The 25386-nt window shown below is 57.3% G+C and carries 20 protein-coding genes; 14 read left to right on the top strand and 6 right to left on the bottom strand.

Going from position 1 to position 25386, the window contains the following annotated elements; translation table 11 throughout:
• Positions 1 to 14: 14 nt before the first annotated feature.
• The 7 genes from KYK14_RS04560 to KYK14_RS04530 all read left to right on the top strand — a co-directional run bounded on the left by KYK14_RS04560 (position 15) and on the right by KYK14_RS04530 (position 8232).
• A complete protein-coding gene (locus tag KYK14_RS04560; RefSeq protein ID WP_219157317.1) occupies positions 15 to 569 on the top strand; it encodes a lipocalin family protein in 555 nt (184 codons plus the stop codon).
• A 141-nt stretch (positions 570 to 710) separates the two neighbouring features.
• Entirely contained in the window at positions 711 to 1157 is a 447-nt protein-coding gene (gene bcp, locus KYK14_RS04555) for a thioredoxin-dependent thiol peroxidase (protein WP_185284106.1), read from the top strand.
• A gap of 85 nt (positions 1158 to 1242) precedes the next feature.
• On the top strand, positions 1243 to 2646 hold the full coding sequence (locus KYK14_RS04550; protein ID WP_219157314.1) for a C45 family peptidase: 1404 nt from the start codon (positions 1243 to 1245) through the stop codon (positions 2644 to 2646).
• A gap of 203 nt (positions 2647 to 2849) precedes the next feature.
• Positions 2850 to 3737: a transketolase gene (locus KYK14_RS04545; protein ID WP_185284108.1), complete on the top strand. Its 888-nt coding sequence runs from the start codon at positions 2850 to 2852 to the stop codon at positions 3735 to 3737.
• A 148-nt stretch (positions 3738 to 3885) separates the two neighbouring features.
• Positions 3886 to 5280: a vWA domain-containing protein gene (locus KYK14_RS04540; RefSeq protein WP_219157311.1), complete on the top strand. Its 1395-nt coding sequence runs from the start codon at positions 3886 to 3888 to the stop codon at positions 5278 to 5280.
• 173 nt (positions 5281 to 5453) lie between these two features.
• Positions 5454 to 6410: a transketolase family protein gene (locus KYK14_RS04535; protein WP_219157308.1), complete on the top strand. Its 957-nt coding sequence runs from the start codon at positions 5454 to 5456 to the stop codon at positions 6408 to 6410.
• 355 nt (positions 6411 to 6765) lie between these two features.
• Positions 6766 to 8232, top strand: a complete 1467-nt coding sequence (locus KYK14_RS04530) for a T9SS type A sorting domain-containing protein (RefSeq protein ID WP_219157305.1) — start codon at positions 6766 to 6768, stop codon at positions 8230 to 8232.
• A 73-nt stretch (positions 8233 to 8305) separates the two neighbouring features.
• Here the strand turns inward: KYK14_RS04530 and KYK14_RS04525 are convergent, their stop codons facing one another.
• Positions 8306 to 10981 carry an alpha-L-rhamnosidase gene (locus tag KYK14_RS04525; protein ID WP_219157302.1) on the bottom strand — a complete coding sequence of 892 codons (2676 nt, stop codon included), beginning with the start codon at positions 10979 to 10981 and terminating at the stop codon, positions 8306 to 8308.
• A gap of 120 nt (positions 10982 to 11101) precedes the next feature.
• Complete coding sequence (locus tag KYK14_RS04520) at positions 11102 to 12979, bottom strand: mechanosensitive ion channel domain-containing protein (RefSeq protein WP_219157299.1); 1878 nt, start codon at positions 12977 to 12979, stop codon at positions 11102 to 11104.
• A 213-nt stretch (positions 12980 to 13192) separates the two neighbouring features.
• Here KYK14_RS04520 and KYK14_RS04515 point away from each other — a divergent pair, with 213 nt between their 5' ends.
• Positions 13193 to 13942: a DUF481 domain-containing protein gene (locus KYK14_RS04515; protein WP_185284116.1), complete on the top strand. Its 750-nt coding sequence runs from the start codon at positions 13193 to 13195 to the stop codon at positions 13940 to 13942.
• 144 nt (positions 13943 to 14086) lie between these two features.
• Here the strand turns inward: KYK14_RS04515 and KYK14_RS04510 are convergent, their stop codons facing one another.
• Both KYK14_RS04510 and KYK14_RS04505 read right to left on the bottom strand, forming a co-directional pair.
• Complete coding sequence (locus tag KYK14_RS04510) at positions 14087 to 16762, bottom strand: alpha-L-rhamnosidase-related protein (protein WP_246601681.1); 2676 nt, start codon at positions 16760 to 16762, stop codon at positions 14087 to 14089.
• 122 nt (positions 16763 to 16884) lie between these two features.
• Positions 16885 to 18771: a glycoside hydrolase family 2 protein gene (locus KYK14_RS04505; protein ID WP_219157293.1), complete on the bottom strand. Its 1887-nt coding sequence runs from the start codon at positions 18769 to 18771 to the stop codon at positions 16885 to 16887.
• 238 nt (positions 18772 to 19009) lie between these two features.
• On the opposite strand from KYK14_RS04505, the gene KYK14_RS04500 reads away from it, so the two are divergent.
• The 4 genes from KYK14_RS04500 to KYK14_RS04485 all read left to right on the top strand — a co-directional run bounded on the left by KYK14_RS04500 (position 19010) and on the right by KYK14_RS04485 (position 21889).
• Positions 19010 to 19564, top strand: a complete 555-nt coding sequence (locus KYK14_RS04500) for an RNA polymerase sigma factor (RefSeq protein WP_219157290.1) — start codon at positions 19010 to 19012, stop codon at positions 19562 to 19564.
• 30 nt (positions 19565 to 19594) lie between these two features.
• Entirely contained in the window at positions 19595 to 20026 is a 432-nt protein-coding gene (locus KYK14_RS04495; RefSeq protein WP_208306987.1) for a hypothetical protein, read from the top strand.
• Between the two features lie 26 nt (positions 20027 to 20052).
• Positions 20053 to 20511 carry a Spy/CpxP family protein refolding chaperone gene (locus KYK14_RS04490; RefSeq protein WP_208306988.1) on the top strand — a complete coding sequence of 153 codons (459 nt, stop codon included), beginning with the start codon at positions 20053 to 20055 and terminating at the stop codon, positions 20509 to 20511.
• Positions 20512 to 20695: 184 nt separating this feature from the next.
• On the top strand, positions 20696 to 21889 hold the full coding sequence (locus KYK14_RS04485) for an aspartate aminotransferase family protein (protein WP_219157287.1): 1194 nt from the start codon (positions 20696 to 20698) through the stop codon (positions 21887 to 21889).
• Positions 21890 to 22026: 137 nt separating this feature from the next.
• Here KYK14_RS04485 and KYK14_RS04480 read toward each other — a convergent pair whose 3' ends face one another.
• A complete protein-coding gene (locus tag KYK14_RS04480; protein WP_185284122.1) occupies positions 22027 to 22470 on the bottom strand; it encodes a tellurite resistance TerB family protein in 444 nt (147 codons plus the stop codon).
• Between the two features lie 269 nt (positions 22471 to 22739).
• Between KYK14_RS04480 and pfkA the strand changes: the two genes are divergently transcribed.
• Both pfkA and KYK14_RS04470 read left to right on the top strand, forming a co-directional pair.
• Positions 22740 to 23711 carry a 6-phosphofructokinase gene (gene pfkA / locus KYK14_RS04475; RefSeq protein WP_185284282.1) on the top strand — a complete coding sequence of 324 codons (972 nt, stop codon included), beginning with the start codon at positions 22740 to 22742 and terminating at the stop codon, positions 23709 to 23711.
• 146 nt (positions 23712 to 23857) lie between these two features.
• Positions 23858 to 24481, top strand: a complete 624-nt coding sequence (locus KYK14_RS04470; protein ID WP_219157284.1) for a hypothetical protein — start codon at positions 23858 to 23860, stop codon at positions 24479 to 24481.
• Positions 24482 to 24483: 2 nt separating this feature from the next.
• Here KYK14_RS04470 and miaA read toward each other — a convergent pair whose 3' ends face one another.
• Positions 24484 to 25386, bottom strand: coding sequence for a tRNA (adenosine(37)-N6)-dimethylallyltransferase MiaA (gene miaA / locus KYK14_RS04465; protein WP_219157281.1), 903 nt, complete (start codon positions 25384 to 25386; stop codon positions 24484 to 24486).

Here is a 25386-nt window from a genome sequence, read left to right as displayed (position 1 = left end):
AACCAACCCCTGCTATGTCTGCACGCCGTCCGATTATTGTAGGAGCCGTGGCCACCACCGTGGCCGCTGTGGCTGCTTTGTACGCCAAATCGCGCCGCCACGCGCCGCTGCCTACCGTCCCCTACGTCGATTTGCCGCGCTACGCGGGTAAGTGGTATGAAATTGCCCGCCTGCCTGCTTCCTTCGAGAAAGACTGCACCAGCGTGACGGCCCAATACACCATTCGCCCCGACGGCGACGTGACAGTAGTGAACACCTGCCACAAGCACACGCCCATGGGCAAAGTAAAAAAGGCCGAGGGGCTCGCCACCGTAGCCGACCCTACCACCAACGCCAAGCTGAAAGTGCAGTTTTTCTGGCCTTTCAAAGGTGATTACTGGATTCTGGCCCTCGATTCCGATTATCGCTACGCCATGGTAGGCGAGCCCAGCCGCGAGAACCTGTGGCTGCTGAGCCGCACCCCGCAACTGCCCGTCATCGTGCAGAACGAACTGGTACAGCGTGGCCAAGAACTAGGCTTCCCCGTCGAAAAGCTGATTTTCACGCAGCAGGCCCCACCTGCGTTTTAGAGTAGGCGGTTTTTCAATTAGTATGTCATCCTGAGCGCAGCGAAGGACCTTTTTACGTGAGAAGGTCCTTCGCTGCGCCCAGGATGATAGATGTTTTTTCTTCGCAATTTCACAGCTTCACAAGCTTACCATTTCACTGCTATGGCCTTACAAGCCGGCGATACCGCCCCTGCCTTCACCGCTACCGACCAAGATGGCAATACCGTTAGTCTCTCCGATTTCCGAGGGAAAAAAGTGGCGCTCTACTTCTACCCCAAAGACGATACTCCTGGCTGCACGGCCCAGGCCTGCAACCTACGTGACCACCAGGAGGAGCTAACCGCCAAAAACGTGCAGGTGCTCGGCGTGAGCACCGACAGCGAAGCCTCCCACAAAAAATTCGCCCTGAAATACGACCTACCCTTTCCCCTACTTGCCGATACCGACAAGCAGTTGGTGGAAGCCTACGGCGTGTGGCAGGAAAAGAAAAATTACGGCCGCGCCTACATGGGTATCGTGCGCACTACCTTCCTTATCGATGAAGAAGGTGTGATTGAGAAGGTTATCACGAAAGTAGACACCAAGAATCACACCGAGCAGCTGGCTTAGGCTACGCTCTTTGCAGATACCCTGAGTAGAAGTTGGTTTGGATAGTAGTCGGGTTACCGCTTACTCATTAACGTAATCACTACCTATGCGAACCGCTCTACTCCTGCTTCTTTTACTCCTGCCGAAAAGCTGGGTGTCTGCTTGTACTATCGTTTCGGGTACAGACCGGAAGGGCCAGACGTGGGCCATGAATAATGAAGACTTTTTCCATACGTCTTCCAATTATGTGAACGTCTTTCCGACCAAAGACAAGTACACATTGGGCTACATCACCCTCACGTACGGCTCGCCGGAGAGTAGCGTGCAAGGGGGCGTGAACGAGGCAGGTCTCTTCTTTGATATCAACGCGTTGCCGCCACCGCAGCAGTACAAACTAAGCGTCGGCAGAAAGCCATTTCCTCACGGCAACATGCTGGAATACATGCTTCAGCATTGTAAATCGGTACCGGAATTTCTGGCTTTGTGGGACACGTACTATTTACCCGACTTGGGAGACCAAATCCATATTGCCGATAAGTATGGCAATCTGGCTGTTATTGCTCCTGATACTATCCTTCGGGCAACCAAGCAACTCACTTCCACGAATTTCAACGTGTGTGATACTGGTCCGCAAAAGCAGAATTGCTGGCGCTACCCTATTGCACAAAAATTGCTGGCGGAAGAAGGCGTCAGTCAGGCAAGCCTCGTCAAGATTGCGGCTGCTACGTCCCAACGTGAGTTTACAACTTCAGTTTACACAAACATTCACAACTTATCGACCGGAGAAATCTGGTTCTACCTAGCCGAAGAATACCAAACGCCCTGGCATACGAGTGTAGCTGCTTTGCTGAAGCAAGGCAAACAACACATCCTGCTGGCTAGCAAATTCCCGCAAAATGCTAGCCGACGCCTTGCTGCTCTTTTGAAAACGAAGGGTACGCCGCAAGCGGTTGGTCGCTTTTTGCAAGACAGCCAATTCAGTGCGAGCCAAAAAGAATCGCAGCTGCGCCTGGCGTTTTTAAATGACTTCTATGTTGACAAGGAGTTTGCTAAAGCAAACGTCCTTTTTCCTCTGTGGGAGCAGTATATGTATACCAATAAGCGCTTGGATAGTACAGAAGTACAGTTTACGAAAGCAGAGGTATTAGCCGTCAATGGCAGAAATAGAGAAGCGATTCAGGTGTTGGAGGCGCTTAGAAAACCTAGTTGGAAAACCAATGCGTTGTTGGCGAATCTTCGGGATACAGAAGAGGCTAACGCCATGATTGAACTAAGTGGATATGCAGAAGCGAAGTCCGTTGTTGTAGAGGTTAAAGGAGACTATAGTTTTTTCCGATTCATGCAAAAGACGCCTACTGGTTGGCGGTTACGGCTGAAATCAAATCGAGAAGAAGTGAAGTATTGCTTTTACATTGATGGCAAACGAGTTTTAAATCCTGCGCAGCCTGTATTACAGAATCAGGAAACGGTTAAAGGAGATTTCGTCTCTTTCAACACATTAAAGCTGTAAGCTGAACTCACAGGGGCAAACTTCTCACGTCCTATAGCATCCAAAGATTGCTAATTTGCTATCACAAACGATTGTGTTATCAAAAACAGCATTAGCGGCCTAAAATCGGCATTATTTGACCGTATTAGCAGCAAAGCAATCTGAAAATTTGGGAGTGTGGCAATCCTTGCTACCTTTACCGTCATACCTACTCTCACGTAATAATGACGCAGCCGATTGCCCCCGCGCCCCCGATTTCTCTGGAACCCAAATCCGTTCCCCAACTCAAGCAGATTGCCGCGCAGGTGCGGCGCGACATCGTGCGCATGGTGCACGCCGTTAGCTCAGGTCACCCCGGCGGCTCGCTGGGCTGCACCGATTTGCTGGTGGCCCTGTACTTCAAAGTGATGAAGCACAACCCCGAGTTCTCGATGGACGGCATCGGCGAAGACCTGTTTTTCCTGTCGAACGGCCACATTTCGGCTACCCTCTACTCGGTGCTGGCCCGCTCGGGCTACTTTCCGGTAAGTGAGCTGAACACCTTCCGCAAACTCGATTCGCGCTTGCAGGGCCACCCTACTACGGCTGAGCACCTGCCCGGCATTCGGATTGCCAGCGGCTCGCTGGGCCAGGGCCTGAGTGTGGCTACGGGCGCGGCCCAAGCCAAGAAGCTGAACAACGACGACCGCACCGTGTACGTGCTCATGGGTGACGGCGAGCTGGAAGAAGGCCAGGTGTGGGAAGCTGCTCTCTACGCTCCGCATCATAAAGTAGACAACCTAATTGCCATTGTAGACCGCAACGGTCAGCAGATTGACGGCCCTACCGAGAAAATAGGCGGCCTGGGTGACCTACGCGCCAAGTTTGAAGCCTTTGGCTGGCAAGTGCTGGAAGCCGACGGCAACCAGTTTGAAACCTTGCTGCCGGCCCTGGAAGAAGCGAAGTCGCTGCTAGGCAACGGCAAGCCCGTAATGTTCCTAATGGACACCCAAATGGGCTTCGGCGTAGATTATATGATGGGCACGCACAAGTGGCACGGCACCGCACCCAACGACGAACAGTTGGAGAAAGCCTTGCAGCAGTTGCTAGTAGAAGAAGCTAGCGACTACTAATCACGGACTTTTCGGATTAGCCGGATTCATCGAATTTTGTAGCCGATTGTGGTTGCTGCACAGATGATATGGCAGTAGCTCATCATCAACAAAAACGTCTGGCTCTCCCTCTCCCCGAGGAGAGGGGGCCGGGGGTGAGGTTTGCCGTATGCTGACACTAGGACGCGTATGTGGAGTTCTGTTGGGTAGCTTCCTACTACTCGCAGCCCCCCTACGTGCCCAGGACACAAAGCCCCGCACTACGCGCATTCTGTTCCTGCTCGATGCCTCGGGCTCGATGAATGCGCCGTGGGAAGGCGGCCCGCGTATGGACGTCGCTAAGCGCCTGCTCGCCCGTATGGCCGATTCACTGGATACCTACCCCAACTTGCAGTTGGCGTTGCGTGTGTACGGCCATCAGCACCTGGCAAAGGAGAACAACTGCGAGGACTCGCGGCTGGAAGTGCCGTTTGCCAGCAAAAATGCCCGCGCCATTCGCGAGAAACTCAAGACCATCGAAGGCAAGGGCAACACGCCCATTACCTACTCTCTGCAACAGTCAGCCCAGGACTTCCCCACCGACCCCAACTCCCGCAACGTGCTCATTCTTATCACCGACGGCCTCGAATCCTGCAAGGGCGACCCCTGCGCTACGGCGCTGGCGTTGCAGCGCAAGCGGGTGTTCCTGAAGCCGTTTGTGATTGGCATTGGGGCTGAAAAGGAGTTTGGCCGGCAGCTGGAATGCCTGGGCCAATACTACAACGCGGCCGATGTGGGCACCTTTCGCACGGTGCTCAACGATGTGATTGCCCAAACCCTGAGCAAAACCACCGTGGCCGTAAACCTCACCGATGAGCAGGGTAGGCCGACGGAAAGCAACGTCAACCTCACGTTTCTCAATAACGTGACCGAGCAGCCGGAGTACAACTACGTGCACTACCGCAACGCCCAGGGCAAGCCCGACGTGCTGGACGTGGACGCCTTGCAGAGCTACGACCTGGTGATAAATACCGTACCGCCTGTGGTGCAGCGCAACCTACCCATCCGGCCCGGCAAGGCCAACGTGCTGACCTACAAAACGCCCCAGGGCACGCTGGCGCTCCGCAATCCGTCGCTCACGCCCAATCCCTACGGCACGGTGCAAGCCGTGGTGCGGGCGCAGGGCAGCGCGGCCACGGTGGTGGCCCTACCCTTCGGCGCAAAGCAAAAGCTGCTGGCCGGCAACTACGAGGTGGAGCTACTTACCCTACCCCGCTTAGTGCGTCGCATCACGGTGAAGCAGGGCCAAGAAACGGCCGTGACGTATGAGGCGCCCGGCACGCTCAATATCGTGTCAGACCTGAAAGGCTACGGTAGCATCTACCAGGTAAACCCGGACGACTCGCAAACGTGGGTATACACCCTCCCTAACGGTGGCAGCAGCAGGCTCAACCTACCCATGCAGCCGGGCAACTACCGCTTGGTGTTCCGCTCGGCCAACGCGCTGGGTAGCAAGTTTACCGACACGCGCAATTTTTCCATTCGCTCGGGGCAGGTCACCTCGGTTAGCATTTTTGGGAAATGACATACCTAAATCTATCCTCTTCGTCTGTCATCCTGAGCGCAGCGAAGGACCTTCTCACGTCTGAACGAAATCGTTCTGTAGTAATTCTAACGTGAGAAGGTCCTTCGCTGCGCTCAGGATGACAGACAAAGAGGACCACCGCTTTTACTCTCTACACTTCTCCTACACAATACATGAAAGACTTTCCCTACTCCGAATCAAAAGATACCCGCTCGGGCTTTGGCGCCGGCCTACAAGAACTCGGTAAAACCAACCCCAACGTAGTGGCCCTATGCGCCGACTTGGTAGGCTCACTGAAAATGGATGCCTTCATCAAGGACAATCCCGAGCGTTTCTTCCAGGTAGGCATTGCGGAGGCCAACATGATGGGCTTGGCTGCTGGTCTCACCATCGGCGGCAAGATTCCTTTCACGGGCACGTTTGCCAACTTCTCCACGGGCCGCGTGTACGACCAGATTCGCCAGAGCATTGCGTATTCGCAGAAAAACGTAAAAATCTGCGCGTCGCACGCGGGCCTGACGCTGGGCGAAGATGGTGCTACCCACCAGATCTTGGAGGATATCGGCATGATGAAGATGCTGCCGCACATGACCGTTATCAACCCCTGCGACTACAACCAAACCAAAGCCGCCACCATCGCCATTGCCGACCACGAAGGCCCGGTGTACCTGCGCTTTGGTCGCCCCGTGGTGCCGGTATTCACCCCCGCCGACCAGGAGTTTATCATTGGCAAAGCCGTGGTGCTAAACGAAGGCACCGACGTGAGCATCTTCGCCACGGGCCACTTGGTATGGAAGGCCATTCTGGCCGGTAAGCTATTGGCGGAGAAAGGCATCAATGCCGAAATCATCAACATCCACACCATCAAGCCACTAGATGCGGAAGCCATCCTGAACTCGGTGCGCAAAACGCGCTGCGTCGTAACGGCCGAGGAGCACCAGCTCAACGGCGGCCTCGGCGACAGCGTGGCCCAGCTACTGGCCCGCGAAGAGCCCCTACCCCTGGAGATGGTCGGCGTAAACGACTCCTTCGGCGAAAGCGGCACTCCTGATCAGTTGATGGAAAAATACGGCCTTAACGAAGCGGCTATTGTAGCCGCCGTTGAAAAAGTAATGGCCCGCCGGAAGTAGAATTGTTGAGATATTAAAACAGAAGAAGCCCCAGTAGCATGTACCTGCTGGGGCTTCTTCTTTCATAGTAGTTCTGTGAACCATACGTCCTATGGCTAAAGCTCCGGGCTACGGGGCAGTTTCGTGTAACGTCCTACCCATCAGCCGAGATATTTAGCTTTGGGTCTCATAATTCATAAACCTGATATAAGTAGCTATGAATGCAAATAACCCTTGATTCGAGAATTCATATAGAAAACACTATACTAAAAACGCTCGTTTATATTTAAAACAATCAAAATAAATTTCAATTGCATATATTACAATCATAAGCAGATTAAAGACTGCTAACTATCCTACTTATCTCCAACGGATTATGCTGAACTTTTCTGCTGTGCTTTCCGGGAAGCAGCGCATTGGTTTGCTTTTAACAGCCTGCTGCCTGTTGCTCGTCCCTACCGCCTTTGGCCAAAACAAATACCAAGTGGCGGGCGAGGCTATTCTGGATAAGCTCAATACCAAGTTCTACAACGCCAGCAAGCAGTTGTACGTGGAGCAGATTGATGCCAACGAAAACATACTTGTGGAGCGCGGCGGCGCGAGCTACGTGTGGCCTGCGTCGCATATGCTGCGGGCGCTGCGCTATGGGGCATTGGTGAATCCAGCGAAGTATACGGCGCGGCTCAAGTCCTACGCCTATGCCCTCGACCAATATCAGCAACACGGCAAATACGCCTCCGATATTGTGCCCGGCGCCGATCCGCTGTACGATGACAACGCCATTATAGGGCTGGCGCTGATGGACGCCTACCAGCAGGTGCTGCCCACCGAAAGCGGCCTCTACGACCGCTCCCTGATTGGCCTCAATTACTGCTTGAACGCGCGCGATGCGAACTGGGGTGTTCCGCAAAAAGAAGCAGAGCTGGGGTGGGGTAAGTTCTACTCGCAGGCCACCATTTTGCCGGCACTCCACTGCGCGCTAATCGCCAAAAATAGCTCCGACCCTACCTACCTGACCATAGCCAAACGCTACTACGACCTCATCAATGATGTAAGCTGGAAGTTGCGTGATGGCAATACAAACCTGCTGAATCAGTATTCCTTTTACGCCAACGGCAGCTGGAGCCTGGTAGGGCACGGCGAAAACGGGGCGGGCTACCGCGCCTACCAAACCACGCCCAACATTCAATTAGCCCTCAAACTCTACCAGCTAACGGGCAGCATACGCTACCTCGACGACGCGAGAGTTATGGCCGATGCCTGCTTGAAGCAATGGTACACGCCGGGCAAGGGGGTAAGCGAAATCTCCTTCTGGGGCGGCAGCGACATCGTAGAAATGCTGGTGGATTTTTACGACGTAGACCACAACCCAAAGTGGCTCGCCGCGGCCCAAAACATAGTGGACTACCTGATAGAGTACGGCCGCGACCAGCTAGGCTACTACCCCGGCTCCTACAACGATGCGGATGGCACCTGGAACCTGGACCGCCGCTACATCTCCCCCGCTTCCATCCAGATGATGGGCCAAGCCTGTGCGGCAGCGGCCATCTTGCGGGTAGCGCAAGCCACCGCTACGCCGCTTGCTACCGCCCGCCGTGCGACCAGCACCGACGAGCTACGGGTCTTCCCTAACCCTGCAACGGACTACCTCACGCTACAAGGCACCCAAAACATAGCAGGAGGAAAAGTTACGGTTGTTAACTCGCTGGGGCAAACGGTGATGCTCGTTGATTCCTATGCAAAGCGACTGGATGTTTCCGCGCTGGCACCAGGCGTGTATACCCTTTGCTGGCTCAAAGGTGAACAGCGCCTGACCACACGATTTGTGAAACAAGTAAAGTAGCGCAACGAGAAGGTGCATGAATACTTGCACAACGAAGTGCAGTACACGCCCAACTTTTTGTAGTTCTACAAGCTCACTTCCACTCGAATACATAACTCCCAGCTACCAACTCCACCTCTTCGCTCTTCACTGCCCTACCCTCCCGGTACGGCTGCAAGCCCTCTACTACTGGAAAGCGCAGCGTAGCCGTAGCATTGGGCGGAACGGTCACGGTGTACTGTACGGCATGGCCGGTATGGGTCCAGGCGGAGCGGATGGTGCCCTGGGGCGACTCGTGGCTAGCTTCGAAGTGTGCGAGGTTGGGCACGAAATGCGGAGTGAGCAGCACGTTGCGGAAGCCAGGTTGGGCTGGGTCGGGGTGGATGCCGCCGAGGCCTTTGTAGAGCCAAGCGCCGATTTCACCGAACATGATGTGGTTGAGCGAGATGTCGTGCTTGGCCTGGATGTTCCAATTTTCATACAGCGTCGTGGCGCCGTTCTTGATCCACCAGCCCCAGGAGGGGTAGGTCTCCTGGGCCGCTATACGGTAAGCCACGTCGGCGTAGCCATTTTCGCTGAGCGCATTTAGGATGGCTTTTTGGCCCAACAAGCCCACATTCAGGTGGTAGTTGTCGGTGGCAACTTGTTTAGCGAGGTTGGCGGCCACCTGCCCTTTGGCGGCTTCGGGCACCAAGTGCCAATAGAGCGGCATGCTCATCTCGGTTTGAGTGCCTTTGCCGTAGAGGCCCGTTTGCGGGTTGAGGTATTTCGCGTTGAAGGCTTGCTGGATAGCGGCGGCCAACGCCTCGTACCGGGCCGCATCGGCTGTTTTGCCAAACAGCCGCGCCGCCTTCGCCATAATCACCACATCGGCGTAGTAGTAGCAGGTGGAGGTGAACTCCACGGGTGGCTTGTCCGTGACGGGCACCCAGTCGCCCAGGCCCCAGGTGGTGAGGTGGGTAGGGCTGATTTCGGTGATGTGGTCCACATAGCGACGCATGTTCTCGTAGCAGTCGGAGAGCAGCTTGCTGTCGCCATAGAACAGATAGATGTTCCAGGGAATCAGCACCACGCTGCTGGTCCAGTCGGGGCCGTTGCCCCACTCGTAGCCCCAGCCGTTGGTAGGCACTATGGAGGGTAGCACGCCGTTGGGCTGCTGCTCGTCGCGGTAGTCGGCCAGCCATTTCTCGTACACCGTAATGCCGTCGAAACTGTATAGGCCCGTTTCCAGGGCAATGTGCGAGTCGCCGGTCCAGCCGTTTTTCTCGCGCTGGGGGCAGTCGGTGGGGTAGCCAAACAGGTTGGAGAGGTAGGAGGCGTTGGTGGCCTGCCAGAGCTTATCCAGGGTAGGATTGGCGCTGGTAATGTGGCCCGCCACTGGCACGTCGCTGTGCTGAAAGTAGCCCGTCAGACTTTCCTTGGTGAGCGTCAGCGGGCGGCTGCTCGTCACCTCCACATACTGAAACCCTTTGTAATTGAAGCGCGGCATGAAGCTTTCCCTACCCTTCCCACTCAAAATAAAAATATCAGTTTGAAACGGGTCCGATTTATCCGTAGGGCGGTAGTGCTCGTCGATGTTTGATATATCGACGTGGCCGTTGGGGTAGAGCCGCTCGCCGTGTTTCAGGTGAATTACGGTACCCGCCGCCCCCTGCGTCGTGAGACGACTTACGCCCGCAATATTCCTACCCAGGTCGAACACGTAGGTGGTGTCGTTGAGGCGGTGCACGCTCTTGGGCGGTAGTTCCTCAGTGCTGCGGATGGGCCGCACGGCCTGCGCCACGATATTTCCCGAAGGCGCGGAGCGGTAGATGACCTCTTTCCAGGCTTTATCGTTGAACGCCACCGTATTCCAGCCGGGCTGCTCCTGGCGGGCGTCGTAGTGCTCGGCGGTGTAGATGCTGTTGAAGATGACAGGGCTCAAGGCCGTTTTCCAATCCTTGCCGGTCGTGATGGTTTCTACGCGGCCATCGGTGTAGGTGATGCGCACATCCATACAGAAGGTAGGGCGGGCGCGCCAGGGAGCTTTGTCAAAGTCCCACACGGCCGTAGATTGCAGGTTGTACCACCCGTTGCCGAGCAGCACGCCTAGGGCATTTTGGCCAGTTTGCAGCAGCCGAGTGATGTCGTAGGTGACGTAGAGCGTGCGCCGGTCGAAGCGCGTGTACAGCGGGTCCAGCACATGGTCGCCTACCCGTTTGCCGTTCACCGACAACTCATACAACCCCGCCGCCGCCACATACGCCCGCGCCGATTTAATACTGTTTTTTGCCTGAAACACCTTGCGGAAGTAGGGTGCGGGCCTAGTGTGCTGGTCGTGGGCATCGGCTATCCAAGCGCCTTTCCAGTTGCGTTGGTTCAGCATCCCGGTTTCGAAGCTGGTGATGGGGCTGACAACCGCCTGCTTCTGTTGGTCCTTCACCTCTACGCGCCAATAATACCGCGTAAACGGCTGCAACGTCGCCCCCGCGTACGTCACTAACGTAGCCCCCGATTTCACCAGGCCCGAGTTCCACACCGCGTCCCTACCCTGCGCCAGCGCCATCGAATCGGTAGCGACCAACACGCGGTAGGCGGTTTGCCGGGCGCCCTGCCGGGTATCCAGCAAACGCCACGTAAAGCGCGGCTGCGGCGCATCAAGGCCAAGTGGGCGCTCCAGGTACTCGCACTGCAAGCCTGCAATTGTTGCTGGTGAACCCGCATGGCTGGTGGCGCACAGCAACAGAAGTAGGCAAGATACTAGGGTGGCTTTTAGAAAGACGTGGTGCATATAGGAGATAGGTAGGACGGCGGGGTAATCCGCAAGAACTACACTATCTTCTTCTGCACCAAGCTATTTTCAAAAGCTTTTACATGGGTGCCTGCTGCGTACGGCCTAATCGTGTTCTTATTACTTCTCGTCCAATCCCTCTACCCGAAACTTCGGTGCCTCGTAGTCTTTCGGGAGGTAGTCGGTGGGGATGGTGGTTTGGTGGCCGTCGCGCACGGCGCGGTAATGCGGCGACATGATTTCTACGCCAGCCGCGTTGAACTGGTCCTGAATGTTCTGGTGAATACGCGAGTAGAGCACGGCCTGCTTACTGGCCTCGCGGGTGTAGGCGTTCAATTGATAGCTCACGTAATAGTCGTCGAGGCTGGTTTGCAGCACAAAGGGCTTGGGCTCGGGCAGGATGCCTTCGGCTTGCAGTGCGGCCGTGATGAGCAACTGGTGCACCTGCTGCCACGGCACGTCGTAGCCGATGGTGACGGTGGTGTGCAGCACCAGCCCCAGGGTAGGCGCGGCGCTGGTGTAGTTGGTGGTGTAGCTGCTCATAATAGAGGAATTCGGGATGGTGATTTCCTCGTTTTTGATGGTGCGAATGCGCGTGACGAGCAGGTTTTTCTCGATGATGTCGCCGGTCACGTCCCCGATTTTCACCCGGTCGCCTAGCTTATAGGCGCGCATATACGTCAGCACCAGCCCGGCCACAATGTTCGACAACGACCCCGCCGATCCGAATGTGAACAGAAAGCCCAAAAACACCGATACGCCTTTGAAAATAGGCGAGTCGGAGCCGGGTAGGTAGGGGAAAATTACAACCAGCAGAAAGGCGAAGATGAGCACCCGCACAATCTGGTAGGTAGGATTAGCCCAATCGGGGTAGAACCCCTGGATGGTGAGATGCCCCTGCCGGATTTCCTCTTTCAGGAAATACACACCCTTCAAAATGTACCGGAACACCGTGACGACCACCACAATCGTGATGAGGTTGGGCAGGTAGTTCCAGAGCGCCAGCAGCATTTTGCGCAGGGGCGTGATGACGTAGCCCAGCAGCGTATCGGCCACGTCCTGGGTGCCGGGGAAGATGCTGAACAGCACGGGCAGCACTAGGTAGATTACCAGGAAGATGACCACCCAGCGCAACACGTTCACCAGCAGCAGAGCCGCATCCAGCTCGCGGCGGGGCGTAAATAACTCGTAGGTGCCCAGCTTAATACCCCGGAACCACGTGGTTTCGTGGTCGATGAGCTTGAGCTGTACCCAGCGGAAGAACTGATTGACGAAGCGCACGGCGAAGTAGAACACCACCAGCACCAGCAGCGCCAACCCAATCTCCTTCAGTATATTATATAAGCTATGCTCTTGCTTGTAGGCCGCTACCACCTCCACAATACGTGCCCGGTAGCGCACGGCCAGCGAGTCGCGGGAGGTGTCGAGCCAGAGGGCGTCGTTGTCGGAAATGCTCTGGATGACCACCGCACCGTACATCAGGTCGATGGTTTGCTCAGAGGGGTAGAGGCGCAGCGAATCGGGCCGGAAGAACACGTCGGATTCCAAGCGCTGCACTTTTTCGGCAATGAGATTGGCGCGCTCCTGCGGCGAAAATGGCCCCAGCTTGGTATACACGTAGAACAGTGTATCATCATGCGGCACTACGGGGTAGCCGCGGGCGTGGCGCTTCAGCGAGTCGATGTGCTGGCGGGCGCGCAAGTGGCGTAGCGAGTCGGCCCATTGCAGGGTGCGTAGCTCTTGCACCAGCTCCCGCTCGCGGGTGCGGTCCTGGCCTTGGCCTTTCAGCGAGAGCAGCTCTTGCTGCAATTGCGCGAGGCGGTCGGTGTTTTGGCGCCGCAGCGAGTCGAGCTGCCGTAGCTGGCGCGTGTCGGTGCTGAGGGCCTGGGTACGCACGGAGTCGCGGCGGGTAGGCGCGGGCGCTTGAGCCACAGCCTGCTCTCCTACGCACAACACACTTATTATCAACAGGAAATAGCGCCAAAAGCGAACACTCATCTTTCTAAAACAAACTCATAAAACGTGAGGAATAAGCTGCAATACGGAGGCTTATCGTGCAATATACTTTGGTAGCTCTCAATACCACGCACCAGCAAGTCGGGGTGGCGGCCTTACCTTTGCGGCTCTCCATACCCAGACGGGAGCACTTACTCCCTTGCCCTATTGCTGTTGCCGACGGCTACTTGCTGCGGCTCGCTCAGCTCGATTTCTATGCCAAAACTGTACTGCTTTTGCCTGTTGTTCCTGGCGGCTCTGCTGCTCGTGGCCCCAGCGGCCCGCGCCCAAAACCAACAACAGCGCGATACCACGCTCATTGTTTACAACAGTCAGTTGACGGGTGCTTTCAGCAAAGGTGGCGTCAACCGAGCGCTGTTGTCGACCACTCAGGCCCTCACCTTCACTAGGGGTCAGCACTATGGCCTGCCGCTGAATGGCAGCTTTATCTACGGTAAGCAGGATGGCTTGCTGCGGGAACGCGAATTGCTGCTCAATGCTACCCCCTATTATTACAAAGGCCGCTTCCGGGCCTATGCCATCGGGGGATTTGAGCGCAGCAACCTGCGCGGCATCACCGACCGCGTGCAGCTGGGCGCCGGTCCGGGCTGGGCCTTCTACTCCGATACGTTGGGGCGGGAAGTGTCGATCAGCAATTTGATTATTCGGGAGAAAACCAACTTCCAGGACGGTACCTTCAAGCTCACAGCCCGCAACTCGGTGCGCCTGAAAGTGGCGTACTCCATTAAAATTCTGACGGTTAGCTCTACCACCTTCTATCAGCCGTCTTTGGCTAACTTCAATAACTACCGTTTCAGCAACGTCTCCACGGCCGCCCTCAAGCTCACCAATCATCTGGCCTTCAACTTCAGCTACAACTATACCCACGAAAGCCAGTACAGCGAAGGTAAAGTCCCTGATAACACGAATATTACCGTTGGTTTTTCTTACTCTACAAAGAGGTGAGCATTGAAAAGCATCTGTCATCCTGAGTGCAGCGAAGGACCTTATCGCGCTAGAACGATGCTCGCAACAACGACTCGTTCAGGCGTGATAAGGTCCTTCGCTGCACTCAGGATGACAGATGGGAAGAGATGACAGTTCTATTTACTACTGCAACTTCACCACCCGCATACAATCCAGCATAGCTTGATTGACTTCGCCGTTCATGTTCTCATTGGCGGGCTCGAAGGTCAGGGTCAGTTGGGTCTTGCCTTTAGGTAGGCGCACCGGCAGCGGGTTGGTGTAGCCCCAGTTCGACCACTCGCCGGTGCCGCGCTGGGGTAGCACTACCGTGCCTAGTAGCTCGGCGCCGCGCCGCAGCGTGCGAATGGCGCATTTGTTTTGGGTGTTAACGGGGCCATTTCCGTTGGCGTACCGAAAATCAACAGCGTACAGCCCCGCCTCGGCCACCGTGACCGGAATGGTGAGGGTAGGGTTCTTCGCCTGGCTGATTTCCACAAAGCCCTTACCTGAGAAGCCTTTATAAGGTAGCGCCGACTTCGCAGCCACCGTTTCTAGCTGCACCTGCTGGGACTGGCTACCCACCGGCAGCGGCTCGCTGGCAAACGACTCCAGCCCCGCCGCGCCTACTGCTACTACCTGATACGCTGCATACTCACCGGCCGATACGGTAAAGCGCGGCTCGGTGGTGCGGCCGGCCAACTGCCCGTTTTTCAGGAGTTGGTAGGCCGTGGCGCCCGGCACGGACGGCCACGTCAGTTGGTTGTTGGCGTAGGCAACCACGGGCGTTTCGGGCGAGAAGCGGTTGGTTACTCGCGCCACGGCCGCGGCTACGGGCGCTTGGCTGGTGAGCACGATGCGAAGCTGGTGGCGACCGGTGAGGGTAGCCGGCACGGCGGCACCGGCCAGCGGCTGACCATCAAGCGTAATGGTTTGCAGTTGGTTACCGAAACCGCTCATCTCCACATCCAGCAGTGCCTGGCGGTACCGAAAGCCCGTGAGCGTGCGCGTGCCTTGCAACGCCTGCGGCACGAAGGGCTTGAACACCAGCCGATCAGCCTCAAACTGCATTCCAAACAGCACCTTATATATCAGGCTTAGGCTACCGGAGAGGCTCCAAAGCATGTTGCTGCTGTTGATCTGCGTACCGGCGAAGTCGCCGTTTTCGGCTACGTAATTCTCTTTGTTGGTCAGGAACAGCGCCGCGGGGCGGTAGATGGCGGCAATGCTTTCCATCACCGATGCCTCGTTGCCTGCTTTAGCGCCGGCCAGCGCCCAGTAGCTCTGCACAAAGGGCCACACGGCGTTGTTGTGGTAGGGCGGAATGCCCGAAATCTGCGGGTAGATACACGGAACCCCAAACGGCACGGTAGGCGTTTTGCTGACCACCTGCTGCGCCTGCGCACCCTCGGCCACCCCAAACAAAACGCTCAACGCCTCGCCCAGTGCCTCGGCTTTGGGAGAAAGCGTGAGGAAATTGCGCCCGTACAGAAACTGGCCGTAGTAGCCTTTGTCGGGCTGCCATAGGTGCTGGTTGAGGCCCTGCTTGATGCGGGCGGCTAGTTGTTGGTGACGGGTAGCGGCGGCGGCATCGCCCAATTGTTGGGCCATGTGGGCGGCTACCACGTTGGCTTGGTAGTGCACGGCGTTAGTGCCCAGGTTTTCACTCTGGTAGATGTCCACGGGCTGCATCCAGCGCGGGTAGGTCTGCTCGCGCCAGTCCAGAAACGACGACTCGCCGCGCACCAGCCCGGTGGCCGGGTCGTAGGCATTCTGCACGTCGTCTTCGATGGACTTCGTGATAATGGGGTAGACCTTGCGCAGCCAGGCTTCGTCGCCGGTCACTTTGTAGATTTCCCAGGCGGCCACGGCCCACACCATGCGGTCGGTGGAGCAGGGGTAGGCGCCGCCCGTGCCCGTATCCTGAATGATGCGACCCTCGGGCGTGACTTTGCGCAGGAGGCTGTTCATGGCCACCTTTGGCTGCAACGTGGCCTGTGCTAGTATAATGGAATAGCTGATGTCGCGGGTCCAAACGCCGGCCCACTCCTTGCCGGTGCGGAAGGTGCTGTCGGGCTCCACGGCGCGGCGGGCTTCCTCCAGGGCCAGGTTGTAGAGCGCATCCGAGAGGGGGTAGTCGGAATGATACTGCGGAAAGTCTTCGGTGTTGATGGTCTGCTGCCAACGGCCGGCCGTGGTTTTGACGTTGGCGGGCGCGTCCAGCGTGAGCGTCACTTCATAAATGCCGTCGCCGTCTGGGTCTTTCAGCTCCAGCTCCGGCTTGTTCACCAGATTATCAAAATCCCAGCTCAACGGCGCCACGCTACCCGCCACAAACACGTGCTTGAAATCGGCCTGATAGAGCTTATCACCTTTGGCCGTGGTATAGTAGCCGTGCTGCTTGAACGCCGCCAGCACCGGCCGCATATCCAGCCGAATCTTCAGTGCAGTGTTGGGTGCCAAGTAGGTGTTGGCCGGCACCGGGGTAGAGTCCACGAAGTGCTGGCCAAAGGAAATTAGCGGCGTTTCCAGTGGCCCGTTTTGCCCCGCTTTCGGCACCGCTACTATCGTGTGGTTTTGCCCAACCGGCAGTTCGTTGTCTTTGCCGTTGATGCTGAACTTGAACTCAATGCGCGGATCAACGAATGCGTTGGCCGGGCTTTGGTAATTCGACACCAGCTCGGTGCGCGACAACGCCCTGGCCACGTACGCGCCTTGCACCACACTGTCGCGGTAGAGCGAGTAGGCCTCCGACTGCCACACAGCCGGTGCAGCAGTTGCTTCGGCAGTAGCCGTGGTGGCAGGCGCAACGGGTTTCTGCATATGGCAAGCCGATAAGAAGGAACACGCCAGCAGTATGCCTGCCGGCTTGAGCGTATGTTTCATAAGAGTGGAAACCCTGATTGCAATATGCTAACGAAGGTACGGACAGTGCTACGATACCCCTACCCCAACGGCGCAGGTGGCGGCCCCGAGGCCAGCAGCCCTGCCGGCACGCTCAGTTCGCCGGTGTGCGGGTCAATCAGGCCGTTGCGCTCATCTTCGATGTTGGTGGCTTGCGTGTACACGTCGCCGGCAATGGGGCGGGCACGCAGCTCCTCCTTAAATAGGCGGATGCGCTCGGCGCGCTCGGCATCGTCTTGGGGTCCTCCATAGTCGGGAAAGCCGAAGCCGCCCCATTCGCTTACCAGCAACGGCACCTGGCGGCGGTAGAAAAATGGGTCGCCTACCACTAGGGGGAAAGCGGCCGTGCCTTCCAGTTCGCCGCGCACCAATCGGTCGAGCAGCTCGCGCCAGCGGTTGGCGTCGGGCGTGTAGAGGTGGGCCGTCAGCAGGTCCGACTTCAGCCTACCTAGGTAGGAAATATGGTGCCAGCCGTCGTTGTCTACCACCAAAAACTGCGGGTGCGCCAGTTGCATGTAGTGGTACGTATCCACGATGTACTGCCGGGTTTTATTGTTGGTTGCAATGTCCTGCGCGCCCCAATCCTCGTTATATAAGCTCCAGATGATGATGGATGGGTGCGTTTCCATGAGCGCCACCATGCGCAGCAGCTCGGCGCGGTGGTTGCGCCGGCTACGCGTGGTGGAGCTGTGCGGGCTGGGCACTTCCACCCACAGCAGTAGCCCCAACTCGTCGGCCAGGTTGTAAATGCGCGGGTCGACGCCGGCAATGTGCACGCGCACCAGGTTGCAGCCCAGCTCCTTCATGGCGTAGAAATGGCGCTGCATCTCGGCATAAGTGGCCGTGCCGGGCTGGTAGAGGATGCCGTCGAGGTAGATGCGCTCATTGTTCAGATACACGTAGCAACCCCGCGCCTCAATCTTGCGCAGGCCGAAATACGCCTCTATCTGGGCCGCGTAGCCATTGGCATCAATGAGCTGGGCTACCAGCCGATAGAGATGGGGCGTGGCCGGCGACCATAGCTCGGCACCGGGCAACTCCATCACCACGCGCTGCTCACGCTGGCCCGCTTCCAGCAGCATCGGAAAATCGGAGGTGGCCAGTGGTTCCGTCGCGTCCGAATCTTTCCCAAACACTTGCAAACGAATCACATACTGTCCTGGGTCGTGGATGCGCAGTGCCAGGTTGAAGCGCACCAGTTGGTCTTCTACCACGCTCACTACCCCCACGCGGGAGCGGAGGCGGTTGCGCTCCACCATTTCCAGCCACACCGAGCGCACGGCGCCGGTGTAGGTCTGGTACCAGATTCCGCCGCGCTTATACACGTGCGACTCCTGCTTGCCGCGGGGCGTTTCGGCGTCCATCGTGTCGGCAATGCGCACGGTGAGGCGGTTGCTAAGGTGCAGGATTTCGTCGGGTAGCTCGTAGGAGAAAGACGTGTATTCGCCGTAGTGAATCTCTTCGCCTTCAATGGTTTGCAACGGGTGACCATTCAACCACACGCGGGTTTCGTAGCCGCAGGCGCCGAACGTGAGCTGGAGCATGGAGCGCTCCTCCACTTCATCGCGCTCGGGCAGCACAAACTCACGCTCATACCACACCACTACCTTATCTTTCCAGGCAATGGGGCTGGGCTCTCCCTTGGCGGCGGCCATGTGCATCTCTACCGAGCCCGGCCACTGCGCCGTGTGCTGATAGTCGTGGCCCAGGTGCCAACCATTGTGCAGACCATCGTCGTTGGTATCAACGGCAAACTTCCACTCGCCGTCGAGCAACTGGTGGTTGTTGAGGCGTAGCACGGCGCGGGGTAAGGGGTTGCCAGGGTCTTCGTCGGGGTAGGCAACGGGCGCTTTTTCGCCAGCAACGGCTGTATACTCTTCTTCTTCTTTGCTGGCCGATAGGCCGTAGTTGGAATGGGTGAGGTCCATGCAGGGGCGGGTTGATGACGGAAATGGGAGACGTATAGGTGAAACGCTAGCCGACCTCCGGTAGTACGACAGGCGCTGGCTTTTGGCTGCCCACAACGCCATTACGAACATCCTTCCTTCTATTTCGCCCTGGGGCGCATGGCTCTCCCGAATTTGTTTTTCATAGGTCAATTAAACCCTCCCCCACTCCCTGCGTCTAACCAGAACACATTCTATTTCGCCCTAACCCCGCTTCTGATTGGAAGACCAGGAGATACTCGCCAAGTTTGCTGATCCGGCCTCCCGAAATCTGGCCTTCAACCAGTTGGTGCGCAAGTACCAGCAGCGGGTGTATTGGCACGTGCGCAAAATGGTGGTAGACCACCAGGACGCCGACGACCTCACGCAGGACACCTTCGTGAAGGTGTGGAAGAATCTGGAGAACTTCCGCCAAGATGCCAGTCTCTTCACCTGGATTTACCGCATCGCCACCAACGAGTGCCTGAATTTCCTGTCGGCCAAGCGGCGCAAGTTTTTCCTACCTCTTAATGATGTGGGGGCCGAGTTGCTAGCCAAAGTGGAAGCCGACCCCGGCTTGCTCTCCGGCGACGAGGTAGAACAAAAGCTGCAAAAAGCCATTCTACGCCTGCCTGACAAACAGCGCCTGGTATTCAACCTGAAATACTACGAGGACATGACCTACGAGCAGATGGCCGACGTCACGGGCACGTCGGTAGGGGCGTTGAAGGCCTCCTACCACCACGCTGTGAAGAAAATTGAGCAGTATGTTACCACTCAGTCTATCAACGATTAAACCCTGCGGCTTGCGCCGCTTCTAATGCATATGAACACGCCTTTTCGTCTGGATGACCACCCGCGCCGGCCGTATCCGCTGGCGCCGCCCCCGGCCGGGTACTTCGAGCAGCTGCCGCGCCGCGTGATGGACCGCGTGCAGCCCACCGAAGCGCCGGCCCTCGGCTGGCTAAGTCGCCTGCCCCTACCCCTGCGCACCGCGTTGGCCTCCACGCTGCTGCTGGGAGGTTTTGCGGCGTCGCTGGTGCTTAGCGTTACGCCTACCTCGGCGTCGGCTACCCTGGCCGCCGTGCCCCAGGAGGAGCTGGTGCAGTACCTGCTGGCTAACGACTCCCGCGTGACCCTGGCCGATTTGGCTGATTTGTCGGCCACCGCGCCTACCACCGCCAGCTATTTGCATGCTTCGCCCGAGGAGCTGCAAAGTGCCCTCGATGCCCAGCCCACCGATGATTCGTACTTATAAAGCCTGATTTCTCCGCCATGCACCCGTTGTCTGCCTTTTTTCACCGTACCATTCGCCCATTGCTGCTCCTACTACCCTTGCTGGCCTTGAGCCTGCACGGCGTAGCGCAAACTGCCCCCAGCGGCCGTCTCAACCAGCTTGAAAATGCCCGCATTGCCTACCTTACCGAGAAGGTGTCCCTCACGCAGGAGCAGGCGCAGCAGTTCTGGCCCATCTACAACGAGTACGCCACCAAGCGCCGCGACTTGAACCAACGCTCGCGCCAGCTCCGCACCACCCGCCCCGAAACCCTCAGCGACCAGCAGCTCAAAGACAATCTCAATCAGGTATTGGCCCTGCGCCAGCAGGAAGTAGACCTTGATAAAGACTATCTCCGTCAGTTCCAGAAAGTCCTGAGCATCCGGCAAGTAAGCCAACTCTACACCGCCGAGCGCCAGTTCACCCGCGAAGTATTACAGCGCGTAACCCGCAGCCGGAGAAGGTGAAAAGGTGAATTTGTGAAGTTGTGAATGTTAAAGCGTCTGTCATCCTGAGCGCAGCGAAGGACCTTATGCCAGTTGAACGAGGTCGTTAATACGATTATCGTTCTCACGTGATAAGGTCCTTCGCTGCACTCAGGATGACAGACGCTTTAACATTCACAACTTCACCATTCGGTATCTTTGCGGGATGCTTACCCCTCGCCAGCTTTTCTTGCGCCACCAGGCGCAAACCTCCGATTTTCCGCTGCTGTTGGAGATTGAACGGGCCGAAGGCGTGTATATGTACGCCCCCGATGGCCGCCGCTACCTTGATCTGATTGCGGGTATTGGCGTCAGCAACGTGGGGCACCGCCACCCGCGCGTAGTGCAGGCCATTAAGGACCAAGCTGATAAGTTCTTGCACTTGATGGTGTACGGTGAGCTGGTGTCGGCGCCGCCGGCGCTGCTGGCCGAGGCCCTGCACCAGACTCTACCTCAACAGCTCGATACCGTTTATTTCACCAACTCAGGCGCCGAGGCCGTGGAAGGCGCCCTCAAATTAGCCAAGCGCCACACCGGCCGCACCGAGCTGGTGAGCTGCCACCGCGCCTACCACGGTTCTACGCAGGGTGCTTTGTCGGTCACGGGGTCCGAGGAATTCAAGCGTAGCTACCGCCCCCTCCTACCCGATGTGCGCCACATCGAGCCGAACCACCTGCCCGATCTGGCGCTTATTACGGAGCGCACAGCGGCGGTTATCATCGAAACGGTGGCGGGCGAAGCGGGTGTGCGCGTGCCGGCCCCAGAGTACCTACCCGCCCTGCGCCAGCGCTGCACGGAGGTAGGCGCTCTGCTGATTCTGGATGAAATCCAATGCGGCTTTGGGCGCACCGGCACCTTCTGGGCCTTCGAGCAGTTCGGCATCGAGCCTGATATTTTGCTCTGCGCCAAGGGTATGGGCGGTGGTATGCCCATTGGGGCATTCATCTCTACGCAGGAGATTATGGCGGGCTTCAAGACCAACCCAATTCTGGGTCATTGCACCACGTTTGGCGGGCACCCGGTATCGTGCGCGGCCTCGCTGGCTACCCTGCGCGCTATTCAGGAGGAAAACCTGCTGGCGGGCGTAGCCGAAAAAGCGACGCGCTTTCGGGCGCAGCTCCAGCACCCAGCCATTCGGGAAGTGCGCGGCTGCGGCTTGCTAATGGCCGTGGAGTTCGAGTCGTTCGACGTGCTCAAGCCCATCATCGACCGCGCCCTGTTTCACGAAGGTATCCTCACCGACTGGTTCCTGTTCTGCGACAACTCTCTGCGCATCGCCCCGCCCCTAATCATCACCAACGACCAGATTGACGAGGCCTGCACCGCGCTACTGCGGGCGGTGGAGTTTGTGGTAGGGTAATAAAAAATGTCATCCTGAACGCAGTGAAGGACCTTCTCACGCGAGAACGACTATCGTAACAACGACTCGTTTCCACGTGAGAAGGTCCTTCACTGCGTTCAGGATGACAGAGAATTACTTCCGCTTCCCAGATGCAATCAGTTTGCCTGGCTGTTCTGGCTCAGAAAGCTTTGGGTGTCTTCTTTGATTTGCTCGCGGGGTAGGCCGTCGCGCACGCCCATGGAGATTTTGCGTACCAATACGCCCACAATGGCTTGCCGGAAGCCCAACTTTCCGGCCATGCCTACGCAGAAATCCATTTCGTTTTCGTCCACTACCCCGTCGGCCAGCATCATGTCCACGAGGTCAAAAATCTGGTCGAAACGCTCGGAGTCGTTGTCGGGGATGATGAGTGCGCCGGTATTGGAATTTGCCACGATATCGCGCACTTCCCCGGCCCGCATGCCGTTTTTACGGCCCACCGACACGATAAAATTCATTTCCCGTTCGTCGATGTGTCCGTCTGCTTTAGCCAGTGCGGCTAGGTTCAGCAGATGGCTTTTCACTTTCTTGGTCTGCTCGTTTTCAAAAAAACCAAACATACTGGGCGGGGTTTAGAAATGACAAAAGGGCGGGCACGGCAACAAGCGTACATGACGCTGTAAGGCCAGCTTACAATGTCAGTAAGTTGTGAAAGTTAAAAGAAAGCTAAGATTCTTCCAATAGCTCCGCTTACGCAATTCAGAAAAAAAAGCTGGCTTACACACCCTGATTTTGTCTTTCCTTGCCCAGACGCTGTACTTTCCGTGCAGATTCACCAACTTTGCTGCCTCACTGCCACCCCTACGGGTAGCACAGAAGGAACATAATGATGAAACGTATTGCAGTTTTCACCAGCGGCGGTGACGCGCCCGGTATGAACGCCTGCATTCGGGCCGTGGTGCGCACGGCCGTTTACCACGGCATCGAAGTCTATGGAATCATGCGCGGCTACTCGGGCATGATCAAGGGCGAGTTCGTGAAGCTCGACTCGGCTTCCGTCTCCAACACAGTGCAGCGAGGCGGCACCATCCTCAAATCGGCTCGCAGCCAGAAATTCATGACCAAAGAAGGCCGTCAGCAGGCCTACGATCAACTCATGAACAACGGTATTGAAGGCCTGATTGCCATTGGTGGCAACGGTACCTTCACGGGCGCTACCCTCTTCGAGCAAGAGTTTGGCATTCCCACGGTAGGCGCGCCCGGTACGATTGATAACGACCTGTTCGGCACGGATTACACCATCGGCTACGATACGGCCGTGAACACGGCCCTAGAGGCCATCGACAAAATCCGCGACACGGCCGACTCGCACGACCGGTGCTTCTTTATTGAGGTGATGGGTCGCGACTCGGGCTACATTGCCATTCCGTGCGCCATTGGCGGCGGCGCCGAAATCGTGATGGTCCCAGAAACGCAAATGTCGACTGAAGCCGTGATTGACACGCTGCGCGAGGGGTGGAAGCGTTCCAAAACGTCCTTTATCGTGATTGTGGCCGAGGGAGAGGTAGAGGGCAACGTGCACGAGGTAGCCAAGCGCGTGAAGGCGGCTATTCCGCAGCTCGATACCCGCGTCACCATCGTGGGGCACATTCAGCGCGGGGGCTCGCCCACCGCCGCCGACCGTTTGCTCAGCTCTCAGATCGGTATTGCAGCCGTAGAGGGCTTAGTCAACGGCATGCGCAACGTGATGGCCGGCATTGTGGATAAGAAGCTAGTTTACACTCCCTTCGCTGACACCATCAGCAAGAAAAAGCTTATCAACCAGAGCTTCATGCGGATGGTAGAGATTTTGAACTCGTAGCCGAACAGTCGCGTGTGCGACTTCTACTTACAAGCAACGCCTCCTACATGGAGGCGTTGCTTTTTTACTATATAGTAGTAACCTGTAGCCAACAATCCTTTATCTTGACCACCGTTCTTATATAAGTATTCTTATCGTTCGCATTCATGTTGAATTTTTACAAAGTAGCCGGCCTGGTGGCTGCGCTCTGTGTTTCATCGCTTTCTGCTGTTGCTCAACGTCCGGCCAGCATCCAACTGGGGGTAGGCTCTGCGCTGGTAGGCACCGGCGACTACAAGGCCCTGAAAGCTCATGTGGAATATGCCCCGCTCTTCGGGCGCCACCTAGGCACAGGTACGCGCCTGGCATTTATTGGTGGCAGCCGAGAGTCTTTTTCAACAGTATTCGACCCAATTCCACGGCCTGGCAGCACCGGCATAAACGTGCCCTATGCCATGACCTACCAGGCTGCCAATCTGGAACACGAATTTTACCTATATCCTTTTGGCAATAATAGGCAGGTGCTGTTTGCCGTAGGTGGCGGTGGCTACGTAGGCTATTCCAACCGCTACGGAGCACCTCAAACTCGTTGGGATGCAGGTTTGGGAGGCGCCGTTAACTATCTAGAACATGAACAGGGCGTACATGCTGGCTACATGCTCTCCCTGAACCTGGATGTAGCCCTTGGCATTGACCGCCAATGGTTGGCTGGCGGCAAGGCCTCTTTCCAGAATGACACATTCGGCAACACGCTGGCTACGTTGCAGTTGAAGGTAGGGAGGCGCTTTTAACCCTACCCTACCTCGGCTGGGTGCAGCCATTGGTACTGCGCATCGCGGCGGAGCCATGTGAGTTGGCGCTTAGCATAGTGGCGGGTGTTGCGCTTGAGCAGACGCACAGCCTCCGCCCAGTCGTAGGCGCCATCAAGGTAGCCGAAGATTTCCTGGTAGCCCACCGTTTGCAGGGCATTGTGCTGGCGGTAGGGCAGCACGCTTTCTACCTCGGCCAGCAGGCCCGCGGCCAGCATCTCATCCACGCGTTGGTCGATGCGCTGGTAGAGCTCCTCCCGCTCGCGGCTCAGCGCAATCTTCACCACGTCGAAGGGTCGTGCCACCTTGGTTTGCTGGCCGTGGAAGCTGGAAAAAGGCTGCCCAGTGCCCCGCGTCACCTCCAAAGCCCGCACTACGCGCTGCGGGTTTTGCGGGTCGATGCGGGCGTGCGCCACTGGGTCGAGGCGGGCCAGCTCTGCTACCAGGGCGGGTAGGCCGTGCGCTGCTAGCTCCTGCTGAATGCCAACCCGCACGGCCGGGTCGATAGTAGGTAGGGCATCAAAGCCATCCGTTACGGCCTGCAAATACAGGCCCGAGCCGCCCGTCAGAATCACCACGCGGTGCCGCTGAAACAGCTGATCGAGCAGCGCCAAGCAATCAACTTCATACCGGCCAGCATTGTAGCTTTCCGTGATGCTATGCGAGTTGATGAAGCGGTGCGGTACGCCCTGCATTTCGGCTGGGGTAGGCTTGGCCGTGCCGATGCTCATCTCCCGAAAAAACTGCCGCGAGTCGGCCGACACGATTTCGGTGCCTAGCTGCTGAGCCAGTGCTACGCACAGCGCCGTTTTGCCCACGGCCGTGGGGCCGGCAATAACCAACAAGGTAGGGCGAGTGGCCGCAGCCAGCGAAGCAAGATCAAGCAT

The sequence above is a fragment of the Hymenobacter profundi genome (assembly GCF_019334315.1).
GTDB classification, from domain to species: Bacteria; Bacteroidota; Bacteroidia; order Cytophagales; family Hymenobacteraceae; genus Hymenobacter; species Hymenobacter profundi.
Note: the sequence above shows the minus strand (reverse complement) of the source record. Positions and strands in the feature narration are given on the sequence as shown.

Bases quoted from the DNA above. Each gene is read 5' to 3' on its own strand.
- KYK14_RS04560 (WP_219157317.1), top strand. From the start codon at position 15: ATGTCTGCACGCCGTCCGATTATTGTAGGAGCCGTGGCCACCACCGTG.
- bcp (WP_185284106.1), top strand. From the start codon at position 711: ATGGCCTTACAAGCCGGCGATACCGCCCCTGCCTTCACCGCTACCGAC.
- KYK14_RS04550 (WP_219157314.1), top strand. From the start codon at position 1,243: ATGCGAACCGCTCTACTCCTGCTTCTTTTACTCCTGCCGAAAAGCTGG.
- KYK14_RS04545 (WP_185284108.1), top strand. From the start codon at position 2,850: ATGACGCAGCCGATTGCCCCCGCGCCCCCGATTTCTCTGGAACCCAAA.
- KYK14_RS04540 (WP_219157311.1), top strand. From the start codon at position 3,886: ATGCTGACACTAGGACGCGTATGTGGAGTTCTGTTGGGTAGCTTCCTA.
- KYK14_RS04535 (WP_219157308.1), top strand. From the start codon at position 5,454: ATGAAAGACTTTCCCTACTCCGAATCAAAAGATACCCGCTCGGGCTTT.
- KYK14_RS04530 (WP_219157305.1), top strand. From the start codon at position 6,766: ATGCTGAACTTTTCTGCTGTGCTTTCCGGGAAGCAGCGCATTGGTTTG.
- KYK14_RS04525 (WP_219157302.1), bottom strand. From the start codon at position 10,981: ATGCACCACGTCTTTCTAAAAGCCACCCTAGTATCTTGCCTACTTCTG.
- KYK14_RS04520 (WP_219157299.1), bottom strand. From the start codon at position 12,979: ATGAGTGTTCGCTTTTGGCGCTATTTCCTGTTGATAATAAGTGTGTTG.
- KYK14_RS04515 (WP_185284116.1), top strand. From the start codon at position 13,193: ATGCCAAAACTGTACTGCTTTTGCCTGTTGTTCCTGGCGGCTCTGCTG.
- KYK14_RS04510 (WP_246601681.1), bottom strand. From the start codon at position 16,762: ATGCAGAAACCCGTTGCGCCTGCCACCACGGCTACTGCCGAAGCAACT.
- KYK14_RS04505 (WP_219157293.1), bottom strand. From the start codon at position 18,771: ATGGACCTCACCCATTCCAACTACGGCCTATCGGCCAGCAAAGAAGAA.
- KYK14_RS04495 (WP_208306987.1), top strand. From the start codon at position 19,595: ATGAACACGCCTTTTCGTCTGGATGACCACCCGCGCCGGCCGTATCCG.
- KYK14_RS04485 (WP_219157287.1), top strand. From the start codon at position 20,696: ATGCTTACCCCTCGCCAGCTTTTCTTGCGCCACCAGGCGCAAACCTCC.
- KYK14_RS04480 (WP_185284122.1), bottom strand. From the start codon at position 22,470: ATGTTTGGTTTTTTTGAAAACGAGCAGACCAAGAAAGTGAAAAGCCAT.
- pfkA (WP_185284282.1), top strand. From the start codon at position 22,740: ATGAAACGTATTGCAGTTTTCACCAGCGGCGGTGACGCGCCCGGTATG.
- KYK14_RS04470 (WP_219157284.1), top strand. From the start codon at position 23,858: ATGTTGAATTTTTACAAAGTAGCCGGCCTGGTGGCTGCGCTCTGTGTT.
- miaA (WP_219157281.1), bottom strand. From the start codon at position 25,386: ATGCTTGATCTTGCTTCGCTGGCTGCGGCCACTCGCCCTACCTTGTTG.